We start from the raw sequence: 17,552 nt of genomic DNA, 5'->3' as shown, positions 1-17,552 counted from the left end.
CGGCTCCTCTTCTAATTGATAAGAGGGGTCTTTTTATATAAAAATGCGAATGCATGTGCAGAAATTTACAAGATTTAAGAGGAGGTGTTAATAAAATGAATTTATTTGGAGAGTTACTTTTGGTTGTCTTAGTTATGATTGTAAGTAATACCATAGGAACTCTGAAGACTATTTTTACAGCGAAAAAATATTTTAGACCTGTTTATATCATAGTATTTGTCGATGCTATTATCTTTGCGACCGTAATTACTAAAGTGACTTCAGGTGGCGAATATTTATATATATTGGCTTTTGCAGTAGGAAAAATGCTTGGGGTTTTCTTAGGGGGAGCAATCGAGGGAAAGATTGCTATAGGATTGATCGAGGCTGATATCATGGTAAGTGATAAGGATCGGATGATTACTATCTCTGATCGGTTAAGAGAAGCAGGATTCTCCGTAAATACCATGGTCACTTATGGGATCCACGGGAACAAGAGATATGTTATAGAAGTAACGGCTAAAAGAAAAGATATTGGCAACATTAAAGTCGTATTGGAAAGTGTTGATTGTAAAAATCCAACCATGACGATTAAGGAAGTTTCGAATGTTTCCGGGAAGGTATGCAGTAGCGAAGGTTAAAAGCAGGATTCGCAAGTCTTAGTATGGGAAACATATTAGCAATAACCGTATTTATAAACTATAAAATGCCAAGATAAAAGGAGAAAACTCAATGAATAATTATAGGTTGACAATTCAATACGATGGCGGTCGATATAAGGGCTGGCAGCGGCTCGGTAATGGTGAAAATACAATCCAAGGAAAAATAGAAAATGTACTATCAGAGCTGGCAGCGACAAAAATCGAAGTTATTGGAGGCATCACAACGGATGCCGGTGTACATGCTCTAGCTCAAACAGCCAATTTTAAGATCAGTAAGAAGCTGACTGAATTGGAAATCAAGAGTTATTTGAATAAATATTTACCTCAAGATATTAGCATTAAGGAGGTTGTCTTAGTTCCTGAAAGTTTTCATGCCCGGTATAATGCCAAGGATATAACCTATTTGTATAAGATCTGGAATAAGGAATATACAAACCCCTTCATGCGTAAGTACAGTATGCATGTTGAGAAACCGTTGAATATCACGATAATGAAAAAAGCATGTCCATACTTTATAGGTGAACATGATTTTACTGCTTTTTCAAAGGCCAAGTCTAAGAAAAAGTCCATGGTACGTAAAATAAATTCTATTGATATAAAAGAAAATGCCGGTTTTATGCAAGTTAGGGTGAGAGCCAATGGATTTCTTTATAATATGGTTAGAAGAATTGTTGGAACGTTGATAGAAGTTGGGTTAAATGAAGTAGAGGGTAAAGATATACCGAGCATTATAAATTCAAGAGAACGGAACCAAGCTGGTAGTATTGCAGATGCATGTGGGTTGTACTTGGAAAAGATTGAGTACCATTCAAACTCCAAAGCTTAAAAAGGGGTTATAGTTACAATGGGAAAGAACCATCTGTGACGGTAAGTCCGACTACAGGCAAGGTTATTGGCTGGTCCAATAACCTTAAGCACCCGAAAAGGGTGCTTTTGAATTTCTAAGCCAATAATTAGCGACACTTAGCAGGAGAGAAGAAAAAAATGGACAATAAAGAGTATAGCTTTCATTAAAACTACGGACAAAATACCTTAATGTATTTGCATACAAATTGCTATACATATAGATAAAATTAAAAGGGGGATTATCGTGAGGATTGGAGTGCCAAAAGAAATTAAAAAAAATGAATACCGGGTTGCGCTAACGCCAAGGGGAGTTGAACAATTCGTCAGAAGCGGCCATGACGTATTTATTGAAAAAAATGCAGGGAAAGGCAGCGGCTATTTTGATGAGGCATATAAGGAAGCGGGTGCCATCATCACAGATGCAGCTGATGTTTATGAAAAGGCGGAAATGATCTATAAGGTAAAAGAAATTCTACCACCAGAATATGCATATATGAAGGAAAATTTGATTATCTTTACATACTTGCATTCTAATGGAAATCAAGAAATGACGGATGTTTTGTTAAACAGTAAAGTGGTGGCCATTTCCTACGAAGACATTGAAGATGAAGACGGCATGTTTCCTCTCTTAAAGCCCATGAGTGAACTTGCAGGAAAGGGTGGATTTATAGCGGCCCTGAATTTTTCCCAGAGCATCCATTCAGGAAATGGCTTAATGCTTACAAGGGTTCATGGAGTTAAAACACCCACCGTGGCCATCATCGGTGCAGGGAGATCAGGTCTGGGTGCAGCGGAACTAGCAAGCGCCATGGGAAATAGGGTTGTGATTTTGGATATAGACATGGATAAATTAGAAGAAGCAAAGTTTAAACTGCCTTTAAATGTAGAATTGTTACATTCCAGCAGAAGCAATCTAGTAGAAACATTAAAAGAAGCAGATGTGATGATTAACTGTATATTGTGGAACAAAAATGCCAAGGGCCATTTAATTTACAGAAATGATCTAAAACTTATGAAACCCGGATCTTTGATTGTGGATGTATCTTGTGATGAAAAAGGAGCTATTGAAACATCGAGGCCTACTTCACATGAAAAACCTGTGTATGAAGAAGAAGGAATACAACATTATGTAGTGGATAATATCCCGGCAGCTTTTTCACGTACCGCCACCCAATCCCTTTGCAATATTACACTTCCCTACGCTTTAAAGATAGCAAATAATGGAGTAAAAAAAGCTTTAAGTGAAAACGAATATTTTAGAAAAGGTTTGTGTTTTTACAAAGGAAAATTAACATTAAAAGAAACGGCAATGAAATTTTCATTAGAGTATACAGACCCTAAAGATGCTTTAGGAATCATTAGTGAGGATTTGAAGTGAACTACTAATATAAAGGCCAAACGTGGGTTAAACAGTGGCACTTAACTAGACAGGAGGTGAAGCGGGTTGGATTATATTAAAGATAGAAGCATACTGGAACTAACAGAAAGCATAAAAAGCGATCTGATAAGTCTACGAAGAGATTTTCACATGCATCCGGAATTAGGCATGGAGGAACATAGAACATCAAAAATAATTGGCGACATCCTTGAAAACCTGGGAATAAAAGTTCAAAGAAATGTTGCAAATACTGGTGTAGTAGGGTTACTAGAAGGGGAAATGAAGGGGAAAACCATTGCGCTTAGAGCGGACATAGACGCTCTTCCTATAGAAGATGCAAAAGGTGTGGAATATGCTTCTACGATATCAGGGAAAATGCATGCATGCGGACATGACGCACATACTGCTATTCTTTTGGGCACAGCAATGATTTTGTCCAAGATGAGAGATAAGTTGCTAGGTAATGTATTATTTATATTTCAGCCTGCTGAGGAGACAGTAGGTGGAGCAGCGCCTATGATTAAAGAAGGAGTTTTAAAAAACCCTAAAGTTGATGCCATATTTGGACTTCATATGGCATCAGATATTGAGACAGGAAAAATCGGCGTAAAACATGGGATTTCGAATGCTTCTTCTAATGAATTTGAAATAGAAATTGATGGGAAATCAACTCATGGAGCTACTCCTCATCTAGGTATTGATGCCATAATAATTTCAGCAAGAGTGATAAATGGTCTTCAAACAGTAATAACCCGACAAATAGATCCAACTGAAAATGCCTTATTAACTGTAGGAACGATAAATGGTGGCACGCAAAGTAATATAATTAGCGATAAAGTATATATGACGGGTACAATAAGGACATTTTCTCTTGGTTTAAGCGATATAATATCAAGTAAAATTAAAAAACTCTTAGAAGGAATAACAGAAAGTATGGGAGGTAATTTCATACTAAAGATTAACCGAGGATATCCTCCATTGTATAATCACAGTGAAATGGTGGAGTTGGTTGAAAGTGCTGCTAAAGAAATTATTGGGTGCGAAAACATTATCAATATCCAAAAACCTCGTTTGGGTGCTGAAGATTTTGCTTATTATGTTCAAGAAGTCCCAGGGGCTTTTTGGAGGTTAGGTTGTAAGGACCCCAAAAGTAATATTGAACTTTCGGATCATAGCTCAGATTTTGATATAGATGAAGATGCTTTATCAATAGGGGTTGCTATGCATATTAGAACAGTATTAAAGTTTTTAGGCTAATGGGGTTACTCTCCTTTAGAAATAAAAGGAGTTACAAATATAATTCAAAAAATAATTATAAATATAATTCGAAAGATATTATAAATTATTTGTTTACAAACCTTTCTTATTAAGGTAAAATATATTTATATATTAAAGAAAAGCGAGGATATCTTAAATGAATATTTCAACAAAAGCAATCGTTTCAAACTCTGAAATGATAAAAAACTATAAAACTTGCAGGGAAAAGGCAGAAAGTTTCGGTAAAATATTTGTTTTGAAAAACAACCAACCGGATGCAGTATTGTTTTCTATTACTGAATATGAAAGGCTTTCAGTGTTTATTGAGTATTTGGAAAGTCTTGAGGAAAAAGATATTGCAAAGGTTATTGAGTCTTTACCAAAGGAAGGAAATAGGAAAAGATACGCCATTGACCATTTAAGAAGTGATATAAAGTAAATCTAGCATAGTGAGATTCCGAAGAACAAAGCCAAATAGATTTATTAGCGGAAAAGGTATTCACACAAATTTATTTTGATAAGGGCGTCGACGGAATACTGCCTGTCAATAGCACTCCCACTAAGTTTGGTGGGATTACCTTGACTCCAGGCACTTACGATTTAGCCGAGGACACTAAATATCCGGCTGAATCGTAAGTGCCTGTGATTTATAATATATAAAGCAGAGGAGCGGACGACCTAGATGGAGGTTGTGATGAGAGTTAAAAGTATCAGAAATAAAATATACGATTCGCTAAAGCCGATTAGCTTTTTAAATTTGTTTACCAAATCAGGGGATAGTATGGGATCTCGTAGGGTAATTCCTGAAAATGAGCAACTTGAAAACCCGCTAAAGTTATATATGGACTGGCCGGATAATGTTTCAAAGCCATTTGTAGGCCTTGTGAAGAACGAAGCTAAATTAGAAAATAATGCCAGTTGGCCTAAATTCGAGCGTTTTCTAAAAGTGAACAATATTCCTTATAAAGAATACGAGATTAACAAGTCTGATTTTATAAAAGAAGGCATGAAATATGACATTGTAGTTTGGCGCACGGAGACATCCTACGCTAAGCATTGGGAAGCCGCAGACAAGGTGGAAATTATCCAAAATCATCTAGGGAAAATGATTTTACCAACTTGTGAATCCTTATGGATGGATGAGGACAAGGTAAGGGAACAATATCTTTTCGAGATAAATAATCTGCCTGCAATCAAAACCTTCATTTCACATTCTAAAGATGAAGTTATGCACTATATAGAGCATTGTGTATACCCGTTTATTTCAAAAGATAAAACATGTGCTAGCTCAAATGGCGTCCATCTTATTAAAAATAAACGACAGGCAAAAGCATTGTGCAATAAGATATTTTCGTCTGGACAGAAAACCAATGAATCCTATACGCGACAAAAAGATTATGTGTATTTTCAAGAGTTCGTGCCTAACTATGGTTTTGATTTGCGCATCATTATGATTGGAAATTCGTATTTCGGATATTACCGTTATCCTAATAATGGTGATTACAAAGCTTCTGGCTCTGGTATTATTGAGAAAAAAATGTTGCCACAAGATGTTATGGTATTGGCCAAAAAGGCACGAGAATGTTTGCCGAAATCATATTTACTGGCCGTTGACTTTCTTCAAGACAAACGAGACGAAAATTATTATATTATTGAAACATCTATCTTTATTGGGATTGAGTCTTGTGAACAACTTATGATAAATGGTGTTTCTGGTCGCTATACTGAGAATGATGGCGTGTTTATATTTGAGCCTGGTCGTTTTTGGTTACAAGAACTTATGATGCAAGAGCTAATGAAAGCTTGGATTGTGAAACAGTCCTAAAAAGGGAAAGAGGGAAATTATGAAATCTGTGGGATTCTTACTAAGTACAAAAGAAAATGAAAAAAGGCGAGCATTACTGCCGGAACAAATAAGTAGAATTAAAAACAAAAACTACCTATATTTTGAGAGAGGTTATGGAGAAGAAATAGGATATGCAGATGATGAATATATTAAGCAAGGAGCTAACATATTACCCAAAGAGGAAATTATAACAAAAGATATAATTTGCGATCCTAAGATAGGAGATGCAGACTATCTTTCAGAGTTAAAAGACCATCAAGTTATTTTTGGTTATATACATGCAGTTCAAAATAGAGATATTACTGATATAATAGTTGAGAAATCTATAACCGCAATAGCGTGGGAGGAAATGTACGATAGCGGAAGACATGTTTTTTGGAGAAATAATGAACTTGCAGGAGAAGCCGCTATCATGCATGCGTTCACAATCTATGGAAGCATGCCTTATGAATGTAAAGTTGCAATAATTGGCAGGGGAAATATTGCGCATGGAGCAAGTAGAATATTGTCTTCATTAGGAGCCGAAATAGTGGTCTATGACAGAAAAATGGAAAGTTTATTAAGGAAAGAGATTGCTGATTATGATGTAATTGTAAATTGTGTTTTATGGGATACTAGTAGGCAAGATCACATAATTTATCATAAAGATCTAAAGCGAATGAAAAAAAATGCAATGATTATTGACGTTAGTTGCGATAAGGCTGGTTGTATTGAAAGTAGTGTCCCGACAACCATGGAGGATCCAGCGTATTATTCTGAAGGCATCCTGCATTATGTGGGTGACCATACGCCAACTATAGTATATCGTACAGCATCAAAAGCATTTGGTAATGAGGTTGTTAGATATATTGATGATATGATAGAGGGCAATATGGAAAGTAATAATACAATAAAAGATGCAATTATTATAAAGAATGGCGTGATACTTGACGAAAAGATAAATGCCAGATGGGGTCAGGCTTGAATTATTCACTAATTAATGGTATAATTATCCAGGTGATAAATGATGGCGAGGAAGCCACGAGTCCATTATCCTGGAGCTTTATATCATGTAATGGTCCGAGGCAATAATGGGCAGAAAATATTTGCTGCGGAATTTCATAAAAGAGAATATATCACGAGACTGTCCAAGTACAAGGAACAGTTCTTCTTCAAGTTATTTGCATACTGTATTATGGATAACCACGCACATCTGCTGATACAGGTAAATAATACTCCATTATCCGAAATAATGCAGCGAATACAGCAGGTATACACCCAGTGGTTCAACCGTAGATACGGTAGGACAGGGCATGTATTTCAGCAAAGATATAAAGCATTGCTTTGTAACAAAGAAAACTACTTACTGCAGTTGATAAAATATATTCACTACAATCCCGCAAAAGCGAATATATGCAAAGGTATAAATTATAAATGGAGCAGTCATTCTAACTATATCGGTGTAATAAACGATGGAGTAGCTGATACGGATGAAATATTGAGGATGTTTTCAGAGAATAGAAAGCAAGCAGTAAAGGAATATTTGCAGTTCATGGAACAGAAATCGGAGGAAATTTCCCTTAGAGATTTTCGAGAATCCGAGCCTGAAGAGAAAATACCATCTCAATCAGGCAGAGGGATACAGTTTGGGCGAATTAGTATTGATGAGGTAATAGAAAAAGTCTGTTTTCAAGAAAAAGTGAGTATTAATGAAATTATTAGAAAGACAAGAATCCAGAAGGTATCCGATATACGAAAGGCGATAGTGCTGTTGAGCGAAAGGCATTGCGATGTAACAAATACATTGTTGGCTCAGAAGCTTAATTTACCGTTATCAATGATATCAAAGATAAAGTCGGGTGTGAGCAAGAGAACAGATTATGTTCAAGAAATAATCCATAGATTCCAGGAGAGAATAAGTGAATAATTCAAGCCTGACCCCTAGGAGGGAACGATGTAATGAATGGAACTGAGCGGGAAAATATAAAAGTAGGTATAAGTGTACGGGTTGTACAGAAACAAGACCAGCGTTCTGGCAAATTAACTGATGGCGTAGTTCAAAAAGTCCTTACCAAATCACGTACTCACCCCCATGGAATTAAAGTGATGCTGGAGACTGGAGTTGTAGGCAGGGTTAAGGAAATACAGACCACTTCTTGTGATTAAAGTGCAGGGGAAAATGACGACTCATAGGATCCAGTTATGATGTAAGTGGACAAAACAAACATATACTGGAGGAGTTCCTATGAGTCAGAAAAATTGTGCCAAGAAAAGGCCTTGTTTATTACTTTACACCAATTGAAAGGGTTAAAGAGTTAAGCAGAAAACACTTATAAAACGTAAAAACGGCTATCAAGAATAATCTTCTACGAGTACAAACTTCTGGATTTTACCACTGGCTGTCTTGGGCAGTGTATCTACAAATTCGTAGCGGCGAGGGCGTTTGAATTTGGCAAGTTTTTGGCTGCCTAAAAGGTATTTGTCCAGATCCTCAGATGACAAGTCGTTGTTTTTTCTCACTACGAATGCAGTGACTACTTTCCCCCAGTTTTCATCAGGCAATCCTACAACAGCCAATTCCACTATATCCGGGTGTTCGTAGAGTACATCCTCTACTTCGCGTGGGTAGATGTTTTCGCCGCCTGAAATGATCATGTCATCTATCCTATCGGCGACCCATATATAGCCTTCCTCGTCAATGGTAGCGATGTCACCTGAATGATACCAACCTTTGTACATCGCATTTTCTGTGTCATCAGGGCGGTTATAATAAAGCTCCATTATGCCTGGTCCCCTTACGACAATTTCGCCCTTTTCACCTGGTTCTACAAGGTCATCCGGGTCTGAAGGGCTGCCTTCTTTGGGCCTTACCACTCTAACCTCATGGTTGACGATTGCTTTCCCGGCTGAGCCTGCTTTTGGTAGTTGTTCTTGGGGCATCAGCATTGTTACTGCGGGGCCCATTTCTGTCATGCCGTAGGCCTGGATAAGGTCTGCATTGAAAGCTTCCTGGCATTTTATTACCATAGCAGGTGCCATGGCAGCCCCGCCGTAAAGTATTTTGTTGAAGTGAGATAGGTCATATTGTGATAGGTTTTCCTGCAGCATCATGTTCCACATTGTTGGGGCCCCGAACATCAAGGTGATTCTTTCATCTTGAATACATTGTAGCACTGCTTTTGGTTCAAAATGGTGAAGCAAGACGGAGGTTGCACCAATATTAATGCGAGGCAGGAGGACGCAGTGAAGTTCGGCGGAGTGATTCAGTGGCGCTGCAGACAAGCCGCGGTCTTCTTGACTGATTTGTAAATAGGCCAACATGGCCAGGGTATGTTCGATCATATCCCGATGCCGGTGAACTACTCCTTTGGGCTTCCCTGTTGTACCGCTGGTATACATGATAATGTAGCGGTCGCTGTCAATTAGCTGTGAAATCGGCGTAGCAACACTGCCGCTTTCCATGAAGTCATAGAAGTACTGGGCCCAAGGCGGTTGGTTATTTTCGTCCGTATAGAGGTAGAGGGCAATATCTGTTCTTTCTCTCGCCTTTTCTACCTGGGGTATCACCGCTTCTTCGAAGATTAGTGCTTTTGATTGCGCATCGTTTAAAATAAAGGCCAATTCTTCACCGCTCAGGCGAAAATTAATGGGATTGAATAGGATACCGGTCTTGATGCAGGCTAGATAGGTGGCTACAAATTCACTGGTGTTGAACAAAAACACTGATACCACATCACCTTTTCGTAAACCGGCATTTAAAAATGAGTTGGCCAAGCAGTTGGCCTTTTCATTCAATGTTTCAAAACTCCAGCGCTGATTTTTCTGTGGGTAGACCAGAGCTTCTCGGTCAGGATACTTGGTAACTGTCTGTTCAAACATGTCCTTTAAAGTTGGGTACATTTTTTTCCTCCTCTGTCCTTTTTTATATTGTGTTGCAAAGTAAGCACCAAATGAAAGTAAAAAACGCCAGATGGATAAATATGTAAGGTGGAAGGTAGAAAAATCTGCCTTAGTTGCAAGGCGGATAGGATAGAATAATTTTTACGGAGAAAACGGCGGTTTAAACCAACCGGGTGTTGTCAGGTTGGCGGACAGTATGTGCTTAAAGCGGACAGGCAAATAAAACAAAACCGTCCTCACAAGAGGGCGGTTTTGTTTTATTTGTCAGATTTCTAAAGGGTACCAGGTCCCGGAGTTCCGATAAAGAGGTCTATCCCTTACTAACTGTAATTATAGCATCCTTAGGCACCGCTAGACCGCTAGCAACTTCAACGGCTTTCACCAGGCCGGCAGGCACCGGGCAGGCGGCATGGCTGCCGTAATCCAAAAAACCTTTTCTAATTTTGCTGTTCTTGCTCTTTACACCAATTTCAAATAACGGATTGACCTCATCAAGGTCCTCGGCCATTCTGGCAATGTTTTTACAGTCGGTTTCAATTGCTAAAGTGCAGTGCTTTTTGTCTTCGGAAACCGCTGTGACCGTTGTCTTATGTCCGCAAATTCCAGCATCAATGACGACAACACTTTTCATGGATTATGCCTCCCTCCAATTATTGTTTTTCATTATAATGCCGGGTCATTTCGCTGTCAATATATATTTTGAAAATTGGCTCAATAATCATTGAGGGAAAATAGCGTGAGTTAATAAAAGAGGCTAAGGAATTTTTTTACAGGTATCCCCAATTTTAACTAACGAGAATAATTTTTTTAAAATTTCCGAATTTTATGAACATTATTCTTGATTTTTTACTTTATTAACGTTAAAATGCAAATATAGGGTTTACAGTAAACAAAAATTAAGTAAAAGTGAAAAAATAGTTAACCGTCACTTAAGGGGGGAGTCAGGTGGAACATAGGGCGATATCGGTTAAATCGGATTTAGATACTCTTAAAAACGTTATTTATGCGTGGGGTGCTGAGCTGGTGGGATTTGGAAATGTGAGTGACGCCCTTCCCCGGCAGCTGGAACATTTACCTTACGCAGTTTCCATAGCTATCAAACATCCGCCGCTTCCGTATGGGTTGGTTACTGATTCGCAGGTTACTATCGCTTATGATTACCGGAGTAGTGCAATCGATCGGAAACTCCTAACTATTGAAGAACGAATCAAGGTATATCTTCGCAGAAAGGGGTATTTGGCATTTCCTATACCACCGGATACCCATAAGAAATCGAAAAAGTTCATATCTAGATTGTATCCTTTGTTTCCCCACAAAACCGCCGCAACTTGTGCGGGATTGGGGTGGATCGGGAAAAATGGGCTATTGGTGACCAAAAACTGCGGGCCTCGTTTGAGCTGGGCTACGGTGCTTACCAATGCGCCCCTGGAAGTTTGTGAGAGTCCCATTGAATACAGTCGGTGCGGGGACTGTCGGAAATGCGTGGAGAAATGCCCTTCCGGTGCAATCGGCGACAGAAAATGGGCCCGCGCAGACAGCAACGGACCATTAATAGATGTTGACTTATGTCGGCAGTATTTACAACAAAATGAAGAGTTGTTGGGGTATAGTATTTGTGGAATTTGTATGATTGTTTGTGGTAGATAGCTGGCGAGCTCAATAAACATTCTAATTAGTGACCGCCTTAGACCATGGTATAAGCACTTTTCACACACGTTACTTTATACATTATAATAAGCGTTTAGAGCAGGAGGAAAAAATGACCAGAGTAAGAGTCTCAGCCGGAGTTTGTGGTTTTAGCAGTGTTATAAAAGTGGAACAAATAGGTCATCTGAAGGTATCCCTAAAAATTGTCAGTGCTTGTAAACTTGTCAGGGATATGAATGAGGATTTGATGGTTATTGACTGTAGGAAAGGGGTATTTACACCGATACTAGATTCAATAGTATACAAATCAGCACATCAGAGACTCAGGCAGCATACTGACTGCCCGGTTCCCAGTGCGGTGATAAAGGCTATTCAAGTAGAAATTGGTGGTGCTGTTCCCAAAGATGCCTATATTCAATTCGAGGAATGAATTGCTAAATAACACCTATTAAATTTTCAGATGTGACTTGTTATGTTTAAAAAATTCTACATACTTTAAAACAAACGTAAATTCTTCCGCACTCAAGTTACTGATGGACCGCAAAAAAGTTTGAACTTGGGGATCCCCCAGCATTTCAGCAATCTTTGGATTTAGCGAAGCAAGTAAGCTTTCAATATCTTTCTGTTCCAGTAGGAAATAGCTGGCTGTTAAACCTAGGGCATTGCCAATACGTTCCAGTGTATCAAGCAGAGGAGTAGTCTGATTGTTTTCAATTTGACTGATTAATGGCGGAGAAACTCCGGCCTTTGCTGCTAAATCTGCTCCAGTTAATCCCGCTTTCATTCGAGCCTGCCTGACCTTATTTCCTAAAGAGGTGTCGCTGTTAAGCTTTTCGTAAAAATACCGCATTGAAACATTCAATGCTTTAGCCAGTGCCTCGGCTTGATCCAAGTTTGGTTCGGAAATACCTTGTTCGATTTCGTCAATTATTTCAACGTCGATATTACTTAGGTCTGCAAGATCTTGAAGAATCAGACCGCGACCTTCCCGAAATAGTTTTAGCCGTTCCCCGATTTCGCCGGGAATATAGTCGTCAAAGAGATAACTAACAGAGATGTTTAGGGTTTTGCTGATTTCTTTAAGCAGCGGTATGGAGGGAGTTTTTAAATTCCTTTCAATACTGCTGAGATACGAGGGAGAAACATTTAAACGTTCTGCAAGTTGGTTGAGAGTGTAATCACGTTCTTTACGAAATTCTCGCAGTCGTTGTCCTGAAAAAATTGTAAACAACCCCTTTTTTTAGATAATTCAAAGTATAGCTTCACCTTGAAAAAAGTTTACATTATTATAGCATAACTGTTAACGTTAGCCAATAATAATCGCTAACCTTTGACAGGGGATATACAACCTCCCGATATAGAAATTAGGTATTTAAGCGGTTATATCTTGGCAGGAAAGCTGTGTTGGCTTAATATATAAAATAAAGCAAAAATTTAGACAAAAGTTTAGTAATAGAGAAAAAAGCATATACTGTGGGTTTATCTGGTGAAGTTACTTTGCAATTGGAGTGGGTAAAAACCTTAAGGGAGGTGGAATGGGGAATCCAAATCCAATCAATATATGGCATGGGGGGGGAACATAGCGAGAATAAAGAAGGTAGAGCGAGCAAGTATCAATTATCTAAATATTCTAAATTAACAGATTAAGAGGAGGTATTTTCATGGTTAGTCCAGAAAAAGAAAAAGAAATCTTAGAAGCATTAAAACAGGGTGTGATAGATTTTGAGGAAGACGATGTTAAAAAAGCAGCTCAACTCGCCCTTGATGAGGGATTAGACCCGCATAAGGCCGTTTTTGAAGGATTAGTACCGGGCATGGAAGCAGTAGGTCAGCTTTATGAAGAGCAGGAGTATTTTGTGCCGGAGCTTCTGATGTGTGCGGACGCCATGTATGTCGGCTTGGAGATATTAAAGCCTCATATGGATAATGATCAGGACACCAGTAAAGGTCAAGTGGTTATGGGTGTTGTACAGGGTGATGTACATGACATCGGTAAAAATATTGTCAAAATGCTGTTTGATGCATCCGGGTTCATTATACATGATTTAGGCAGGGACGTACCTTTGGAAAAGTTTGTGGAAGAGCAGCTTAAGACAGATTCAGAATTGGTTTGTCTTTCGGCTATGATGACTACCACTATGGTAGGTATGCCTGAAGTAATCAAGATGATCAAAGAAAAGAATCCCAAGGCAAAGATTATGATTGGCGGTGCACCGGTAAACGAAGAAATAGCCGGCAAATGGGGAGCGGATGGTTATGCAGAAGATGCCAATAATGCTCTTAAAGATGCCATTAACATGCTTAGTTCCTTAAAAGAAATGGAACTGGCAGAGTAATAAGTTTCTTTGAAGGTTAAATGGTTATGATATGCCACTTTAGCCATTAATCAAATTTCATCCTAGCAGTAATTGAATTATTGAGGAGGTGCATTATGGAATATAATGTAATTTTTCAACCTTCCGGCCGGCGGGGGAAAATAGAGGAAGACAAAACTCTCTTGGAAGCATCTCGAGAGCTGGGGGTTGACATAGAAAACACCTGCGGCGGTGCCGGGACCTGTAAAAAGTGCATGGTCAAAATTGAGGAAGGTTACTTTGAAAAGTTTAATATAGACTCAAAGATGTCTAATTTATCCGATCTTTCTGCACATGAAAAAAGAAAACTGACGGAAGAACAGGTAGAAGATAATATTCGTTTTGCCTGCCATGCTAAAGTTAATGGCGATGTATTGGTATTTGTTCCTGAGGAGAGCAGGGGTGCGAATCAGGTAGTACTGGAAACTGGTAAGGAACGTGTTTTTAACCTAAATCCGGCAGTCAAAAACTATTATGTTGAAATGGGAAAAGCTACATTGGCAGATGAGCGTGGTGACTGGGAAAGACTGCAACAGGCACTCACTGAAAAGTACGGCGAATTGGACAGGGGATTAACCATTGATTACTTCGCTTTGAAAACACTGCCAAATTCACTTAGAGAAGGGGACTGGAAAATTACCGCCAGCATCTGGAATGATAAGGAGGTAATCTCCGTTAATCCGGGCTTGGTGGAAAAGGCATATGGAGTGGCTGTGGACATTGGCACTACAACTGTGGCTGCTTATTTGCTGGATTTAAAGAGTGGGGCTTTACTCAGCAAGAAATCCATGATGAATCCCCAGGTGCGCTATGGTGAGGATGTTCTTTCTAGAATAACATACTCCATGATGAACGAAGACGGTCTGGAGAAAATGCACGATGCTATCATCCAAGGCTTGAACGACTTAATTGTAAAGATGACTGGGGAAGCAGAAATCATACCGGCACAGGTAGCGGAAGTGGTATTGGTATTTAATACTGCCATGCACCATATTGCCCTAGGTCTAGAACCCAAACACATGGGGCGGTCACCCTTTGCGCCTGCGGTTAAGCAATCCCTTAACATTAAGTCCAGGGATATGGGCATTAATGTTAACCCTGCTGCTAACGTCCATGTGCTGCCCATAGAAGCAGGGTTTGTGGGTCCTGATAACATGGGAGTTATGATTGCAGAAGAACCGTACATGCAAAAAGATGAGATGAGATTGTTGATCGATATTGGTACCAATGGTGAAATTGATCTTGGTAATTCGGATAAAATGTTATGCACTTCGTGTGCTACCGGTCCGGCTTTGGAGGGTGCCCAGATAAAATTTGGTATGCGCGCTGCCCCCGGGGCCATTGAAAACGTAGAGATTGATCCTCAAACCTATGAACCAAGATATAGGGTAATTGGAAAAGAAGAGTGGTACCCGGATATTAAAAAGACCGATTCGAAGGGTATCTGCGGCTCAGGAATTATTGACGTAATCGCCGAAATGTTTAAAGCCGGTATTTTTGGCAAGACAGGACGGATAAATAAGAAGCTTGAGACACCACGGGTTAGAAAAGGTGCGGACGGTAAGATGGAGTATGTGCTGGCTTGGGCTGATGAGACTTCCATCGGTAAGGATATAACCGTTACTCAAGGTGATATACGCGCGGTGCAGCTGGCCAAATCGGCTCTTTATGTAGGTGCTAAGTATCTGATGGAAAAATTAGGTGTAGAAAAGATCGATAGTGTTACTCTGGCGGGAGCTTTTGGCAGCTACATTAATACCGAAAGTGCTTTGGCTATCGGAATGTTCCCGGACTGTGAATTAGAAAAGATAGTAGCTGTAGGTAATGCTGCCGGGGACGGTGCCCAGGTTGCTTTGCTGGATAAAGACAAGCGTGACGAGGCCCAAAGAGTGGCTAAAGAAGTTGAATTTGTGGAGACAGCTGTTGAGCCGGACTTCCAGCAGCGGTTCGCAGATGCTATGGGTTTCCCCCACTCTAAGGATGAGTTTCCAAACCTTGAGAAGGTATTGAAAGCAAATGCGGATAAACAAGGCAAGGCTGTTAATCTGTAACATTCGGATGTCGAAAGTGGAAAATATGATTGGAGGTGGAGATATGTTAACACCTAAAGAGACTGTACTTAAGGCATTCAATATGGAGTTAGCCGAACGCGTTCCTGTTGTTATTTACGGCGGTGGTGTATGGACAATGAAGAATTCCGGCAATAGGTTCGATAATTACGTTGGTGAGCCCGAAAAATATGCCCAGCTTATTATTGATACGGCGGAGAAAGTGCAGTCAGACATGGTGTTCCCGGGGTCTGGTTTTAACAACCTGCATGCTGCAGCTCTGGGAGGAACAGTAAAGTATCGAGAGGTTGGTGCTCCGGATTTGGAAGCGCCCCTTATTAATGAACCCGCGGACTTGGATAAATTGGATATCAGCCGTTTGAAGGACGACGAGGTTATCAACACCATTTGGAAAGCGACGGAGATTGTTAATGAAAAAATCGGGGATAAGTACTTAGTTGGCCCCACGGCTTGGGGGCCGTTTACCATTGCTGGTCAGTTATATGGTGTGGAACGTCTGATGAGAGGCACTTTCAAGCAGAAAGAGTTCATGCATGCGATTTTAGAGTTTTCAACAGAGCTTTGTTACGAATTTTACCGGCCCATGTTTGAAGCTGGCTATATAACTTGCGCGGCCCTTGCTGACCCTACAGCATCAGGAGACCTGATTTCTCGTAAGCAGTTTGAAACATTTGCTATGCCTTACTTAAAGGACTTCTCTAGGCGCTTGCATGACAACTTTAACGGGCTGCATTTTTTGCATATCTGCGGCGATACCAGTGACCGATTAGGGTTAATACCGGAAACGGAAGTAGATTTGTTTGCATTTGATTATAAAGTAGATATGGCCAAAGCCAAGGAAGAGATTGGCGACCGGCAGTGCATTGCCGGAAATGTGGATCCTGTCCATGCTTTAACCCAGGGTACACAGCAGCGTGTGAGAGAAGCTTCCACTGAATGCATTAAGAAAGCTAATGAGGGCGGAGGGTATGTTCTGTTGCCCGGATGCGATATTCCTCCCACGGTACCTCTAGAAAATATTCAGGCTTTCGTCCAAACTGCTCACGACTGGAAAAATTAAAATTGTAACACAGTGTTTTGTTGGGTGATATTGGTTTTAAGGGGAAGATGGCTTTGGAACAGGGAGAGTGTTTCATGCTTAAGAAACTTTTTGAGTATCTTACCGGAGGTGAAATTCAAGTGAGTGATGACAAGAAGAAATGGACAGCTGAAGAGGCAAATAAATACATGCAAGATACTATGCTGTTTACGCCCAGGATGTTCAAAATTATTAATGAACTGAACCCTACTGCAGGGGTAACATTTGCTGATTTCTATAACAGTATTTGGGAAGATGGTGCGCTGTCACGGAAAGTTAAAGAATTAATTTTCATGGCTGGCGGTGTAGCCTACATGTCACCGCGCTGCATTATCCACGTTTATCCTGCTGTTAAGGCCGGCGCTACAGTGGAAGAAGTATTTGAAGCGGCATCCGTCGGGATGATTTTAGCCGGTTTTGTGCCTGAAGGCCCCGGTATCCCCTATGCTTTCGAATATGCTGCCAAGTGTGTTGAATTAGCTCAAAAGATGATCAATGGCGAAGAGTGGGAGTACCTGCCGCCGCCGAAGTGGGATCACGGAGTATTTTAAAGAATT

18 protein-coding genes are annotated in these 17,552 nt (G+C 39.9%); 15 read left to right on the top strand and 3 right to left on the bottom strand.

The genetic code is table 11. The annotated features are described in order from the left end of the window. Positions 1 to 95 precede the first annotated feature (95 nt). The 9 genes from MFMK1_RS16485 (at position 96) to MFMK1_RS16445 (ending at position 8,113) form a co-directional block, all read left to right on the top strand. Positions 96 to 620: a DUF5698 domain-containing protein gene (locus MFMK1_RS16485; RefSeq protein ID WP_366922775.1), complete on the top strand. Its 525-nt coding sequence runs from the start codon at positions 96 to 98 to the stop codon at positions 618 to 620. Between the two features lie 91 nt (positions 621 to 711). Continuing rightward, complete coding sequence (truA, locus tag MFMK1_RS16480; RefSeq protein WP_366922774.1) at positions 712 to 1,467, top strand: tRNA pseudouridine(38-40) synthase TruA; 756 nt, start codon at positions 712 to 714, stop codon at positions 1,465 to 1,467. Between the two features lie 264 nt (positions 1,468 to 1,731). Next, on the top strand, positions 1,732 to 2,865 hold the full coding sequence (locus tag MFMK1_RS16475) for an alanine dehydrogenase (RefSeq protein WP_366922773.1): 1,134 nt from the start codon (positions 1,732 to 1,734) through the stop codon (positions 2,863 to 2,865). 66 nt (positions 2,866 to 2,931) lie between these two features. Beyond that, positions 2,932 to 4,122 carry a M20 metallopeptidase family protein gene (locus tag MFMK1_RS16470; RefSeq protein WP_366922772.1) on the top strand — a complete coding sequence of 397 codons (1,191 nt, stop codon included), beginning with the start codon at positions 2,932 to 2,934 and terminating at the stop codon, positions 4,120 to 4,122. Between the two features lie 157 nt (positions 4,123 to 4,279). Beyond that, entirely contained in the window at positions 4,280 to 4,561 is a 282-nt protein-coding gene (locus MFMK1_RS16465) for a hypothetical protein (RefSeq protein WP_366922771.1), read from the top strand. A gap of 255 nt (positions 4,562 to 4,816) precedes the next feature. Beyond that, positions 4,817 to 5,947 (top strand): ATP-grasp domain-containing protein, encoded by a 1,131-nt coding sequence (locus tag MFMK1_RS16460; protein ID WP_366922770.1) that lies wholly within the window; start codon positions 4,817 to 4,819, stop codon positions 5,945 to 5,947. Between the two features lie 19 nt (positions 5,948 to 5,966). After that, on the top strand, positions 5,967 to 6,932 hold the full coding sequence (locus MFMK1_RS16455) for a N(5)-(carboxyethyl)ornithine synthase (RefSeq protein WP_366922769.1): 966 nt from the start codon (positions 5,967 to 5,969) through the stop codon (positions 6,930 to 6,932). 90 nt (positions 6,933 to 7,022) lie between these two features. Next, entirely contained in the window at positions 7,023 to 7,874 is an 852-nt protein-coding gene (locus MFMK1_RS16450) for a transposase (RefSeq protein WP_366922768.1), read from the top strand. Between the two features lie 32 nt (positions 7,875 to 7,906). Next, positions 7,907 to 8,113, top strand: coding sequence for a YwbE family protein (locus MFMK1_RS16445; protein WP_366922767.1), 207 nt, complete (start codon positions 7,907 to 7,909; stop codon positions 8,111 to 8,113). A gap of 186 nt (positions 8,114 to 8,299) precedes the next feature. Here MFMK1_RS16445 and MFMK1_RS16440 read toward each other — a convergent pair whose 3' ends face one another. Further along, positions 8,300 to 9,847 (bottom strand): long-chain-fatty-acid--CoA ligase, encoded by a 1,548-nt coding sequence (locus MFMK1_RS16440; protein WP_366922766.1) that lies wholly within the window; start codon positions 9,845 to 9,847, stop codon positions 8,300 to 8,302. A gap of 310 nt (positions 9,848 to 10,157) precedes the next feature. Next, on the bottom strand, positions 10,158 to 10,478 hold the full coding sequence (locus tag MFMK1_RS16435; RefSeq protein ID WP_366922765.1) for a DUF6951 family protein: 321 nt from the start codon (positions 10,476 to 10,478) through the stop codon (positions 10,158 to 10,160). Between the two features lie 314 nt (positions 10,479 to 10,792). Here MFMK1_RS16435 and MFMK1_RS16430 point away from each other — a divergent pair, with 314 nt between their 5' ends. Both MFMK1_RS16430 and MFMK1_RS16425 read left to right on the top strand, forming a co-directional pair. Beyond that, entirely contained in the window at positions 10,793 to 11,494 is a 702-nt protein-coding gene (locus MFMK1_RS16430; RefSeq protein ID WP_366922764.1) for a 4Fe-4S binding protein, read from the top strand. Between the two features lie 112 nt (positions 11,495 to 11,606). Next, on the top strand, positions 11,607 to 11,924 hold the full coding sequence (locus MFMK1_RS16425) for a DUF6951 family protein (protein WP_366922763.1): 318 nt from the start codon (positions 11,607 to 11,609) through the stop codon (positions 11,922 to 11,924). An 18-nt stretch (positions 11,925 to 11,942) separates the two neighbouring features. Here MFMK1_RS16425 and MFMK1_RS16420 read toward each other — a convergent pair whose 3' ends face one another. Next, positions 11,943 to 12,725, bottom strand: a complete 783-nt coding sequence (locus MFMK1_RS16420; protein ID WP_366922762.1) for a helix-turn-helix domain-containing protein — start codon at positions 12,723 to 12,725, stop codon at positions 11,943 to 11,945. Between the two features lie 430 nt (positions 12,726 to 13,155). On the opposite strand from MFMK1_RS16420, the gene MFMK1_RS16415 reads away from it, so the two are divergent. The 4 genes from MFMK1_RS16415 to MFMK1_RS16400 all read left to right on the top strand — a co-directional run bounded on the left by MFMK1_RS16415 (position 13,156) and on the right by MFMK1_RS16400 (position 17,546). Then, complete coding sequence (locus tag MFMK1_RS16415; protein WP_366922761.1) at positions 13,156 to 13,830, top strand: corrinoid protein; 675 nt, start codon at positions 13,156 to 13,158, stop codon at positions 13,828 to 13,830. A 95-nt stretch (positions 13,831 to 13,925) separates the two neighbouring features. Beyond that, on the top strand, positions 13,926 to 15,899 hold the full coding sequence (locus MFMK1_RS16410) for an ASKHA domain-containing protein (protein ID WP_366922760.1): 1,974 nt from the start codon (positions 13,926 to 13,928) through the stop codon (positions 15,897 to 15,899). A gap of 43 nt (positions 15,900 to 15,942) precedes the next feature. Continuing rightward, positions 15,943 to 16,977: a uroporphyrinogen decarboxylase family protein gene (locus MFMK1_RS16405; RefSeq protein ID WP_366922759.1), complete on the top strand. Its 1,035-nt coding sequence runs from the start codon at positions 15,943 to 15,945 to the stop codon at positions 16,975 to 16,977. Positions 16,978 to 17,051: 74 nt separating this feature from the next. Continuing rightward, positions 17,052 to 17,546 (top strand): carboxymuconolactone decarboxylase family protein, encoded by a 495-nt coding sequence (locus tag MFMK1_RS16400; protein WP_366922758.1) that lies wholly within the window; start codon positions 17,052 to 17,054, stop codon positions 17,544 to 17,546. The last annotated feature ends 6 nt before the right edge of the window (positions 17,547 to 17,552 follow it).

It is taken from the genome of Metallumcola ferriviriculae, assembly GCF_035573695.1.
Lineage (GTDB): Bacteria > Bacillota > JADQBR01 > JADQBR01 > JADQBR01 > Metallumcola > Metallumcola ferriviriculae.
Note: the sequence above shows the minus strand (reverse complement) of the source record. Positions and strands in the feature narration are given on the sequence as shown.

Excerpts from the sequence above, each read along its gene's own strand:
- MFMK1_RS16460 (WP_366922770.1), top strand. The coding sequence starts at position 4,817 with ATGAGAGTTAAAAGTATCAGAAATAAAATATACGATTCGCTAAAGCCG.
- MFMK1_RS16485 (WP_366922775.1), top strand. The coding sequence starts at position 96 with ATGAATTTATTTGGAGAGTTACTTTTGGTTGTCTTAGTTATGATTGTA.
- MFMK1_RS16465 (WP_366922771.1), top strand. The coding sequence starts at position 4,280 with ATGAATATTTCAACAAAAGCAATCGTTTCAAACTCTGAAATGATAAAA.
- truA (WP_366922774.1), top strand. The coding sequence starts at position 712 with ATGAATAATTATAGGTTGACAATTCAATACGATGGCGGTCGATATAAG.
- MFMK1_RS16445 (WP_366922767.1), top strand. The coding sequence starts at position 7,907 with ATGAATGGAACTGAGCGGGAAAATATAAAAGTAGGTATAAGTGTACGG.
- MFMK1_RS16415 (WP_366922761.1), top strand. The coding sequence starts at position 13,156 with ATGGTTAGTCCAGAAAAAGAAAAAGAAATCTTAGAAGCATTAAAACAG.
- MFMK1_RS16455 (WP_366922769.1), top strand. The coding sequence starts at position 5,967 with ATGAAATCTGTGGGATTCTTACTAAGTACAAAAGAAAATGAAAAAAGG.
- MFMK1_RS16405 (WP_366922759.1), top strand. The coding sequence starts at position 15,943 with ATGTTAACACCTAAAGAGACTGTACTTAAGGCATTCAATATGGAGTTA.
- MFMK1_RS16410 (WP_366922760.1), top strand. The coding sequence starts at position 13,926 with ATGGAATATAATGTAATTTTTCAACCTTCCGGCCGGCGGGGGAAAATA.
- MFMK1_RS16435 (WP_366922765.1), bottom strand. The coding sequence starts at position 10,478 with ATGAAAAGTGTTGTCGTCATTGATGCTGGAATTTGCGGACATAAGACA.
- MFMK1_RS16450 (WP_366922768.1), top strand. The coding sequence starts at position 7,023 with ATGGTCCGAGGCAATAATGGGCAGAAAATATTTGCTGCGGAATTTCAT.
- MFMK1_RS16400 (WP_366922758.1), top strand. The coding sequence starts at position 17,052 with ATGCTTAAGAAACTTTTTGAGTATCTTACCGGAGGTGAAATTCAAGTG.
- MFMK1_RS16425 (WP_366922763.1), top strand. The coding sequence starts at position 11,607 with ATGACCAGAGTAAGAGTCTCAGCCGGAGTTTGTGGTTTTAGCAGTGTT.
- MFMK1_RS16440 (WP_366922766.1), bottom strand. The coding sequence starts at position 9,847 with ATGTACCCAACTTTAAAGGACATGTTTGAACAGACAGTTACCAAGTAT.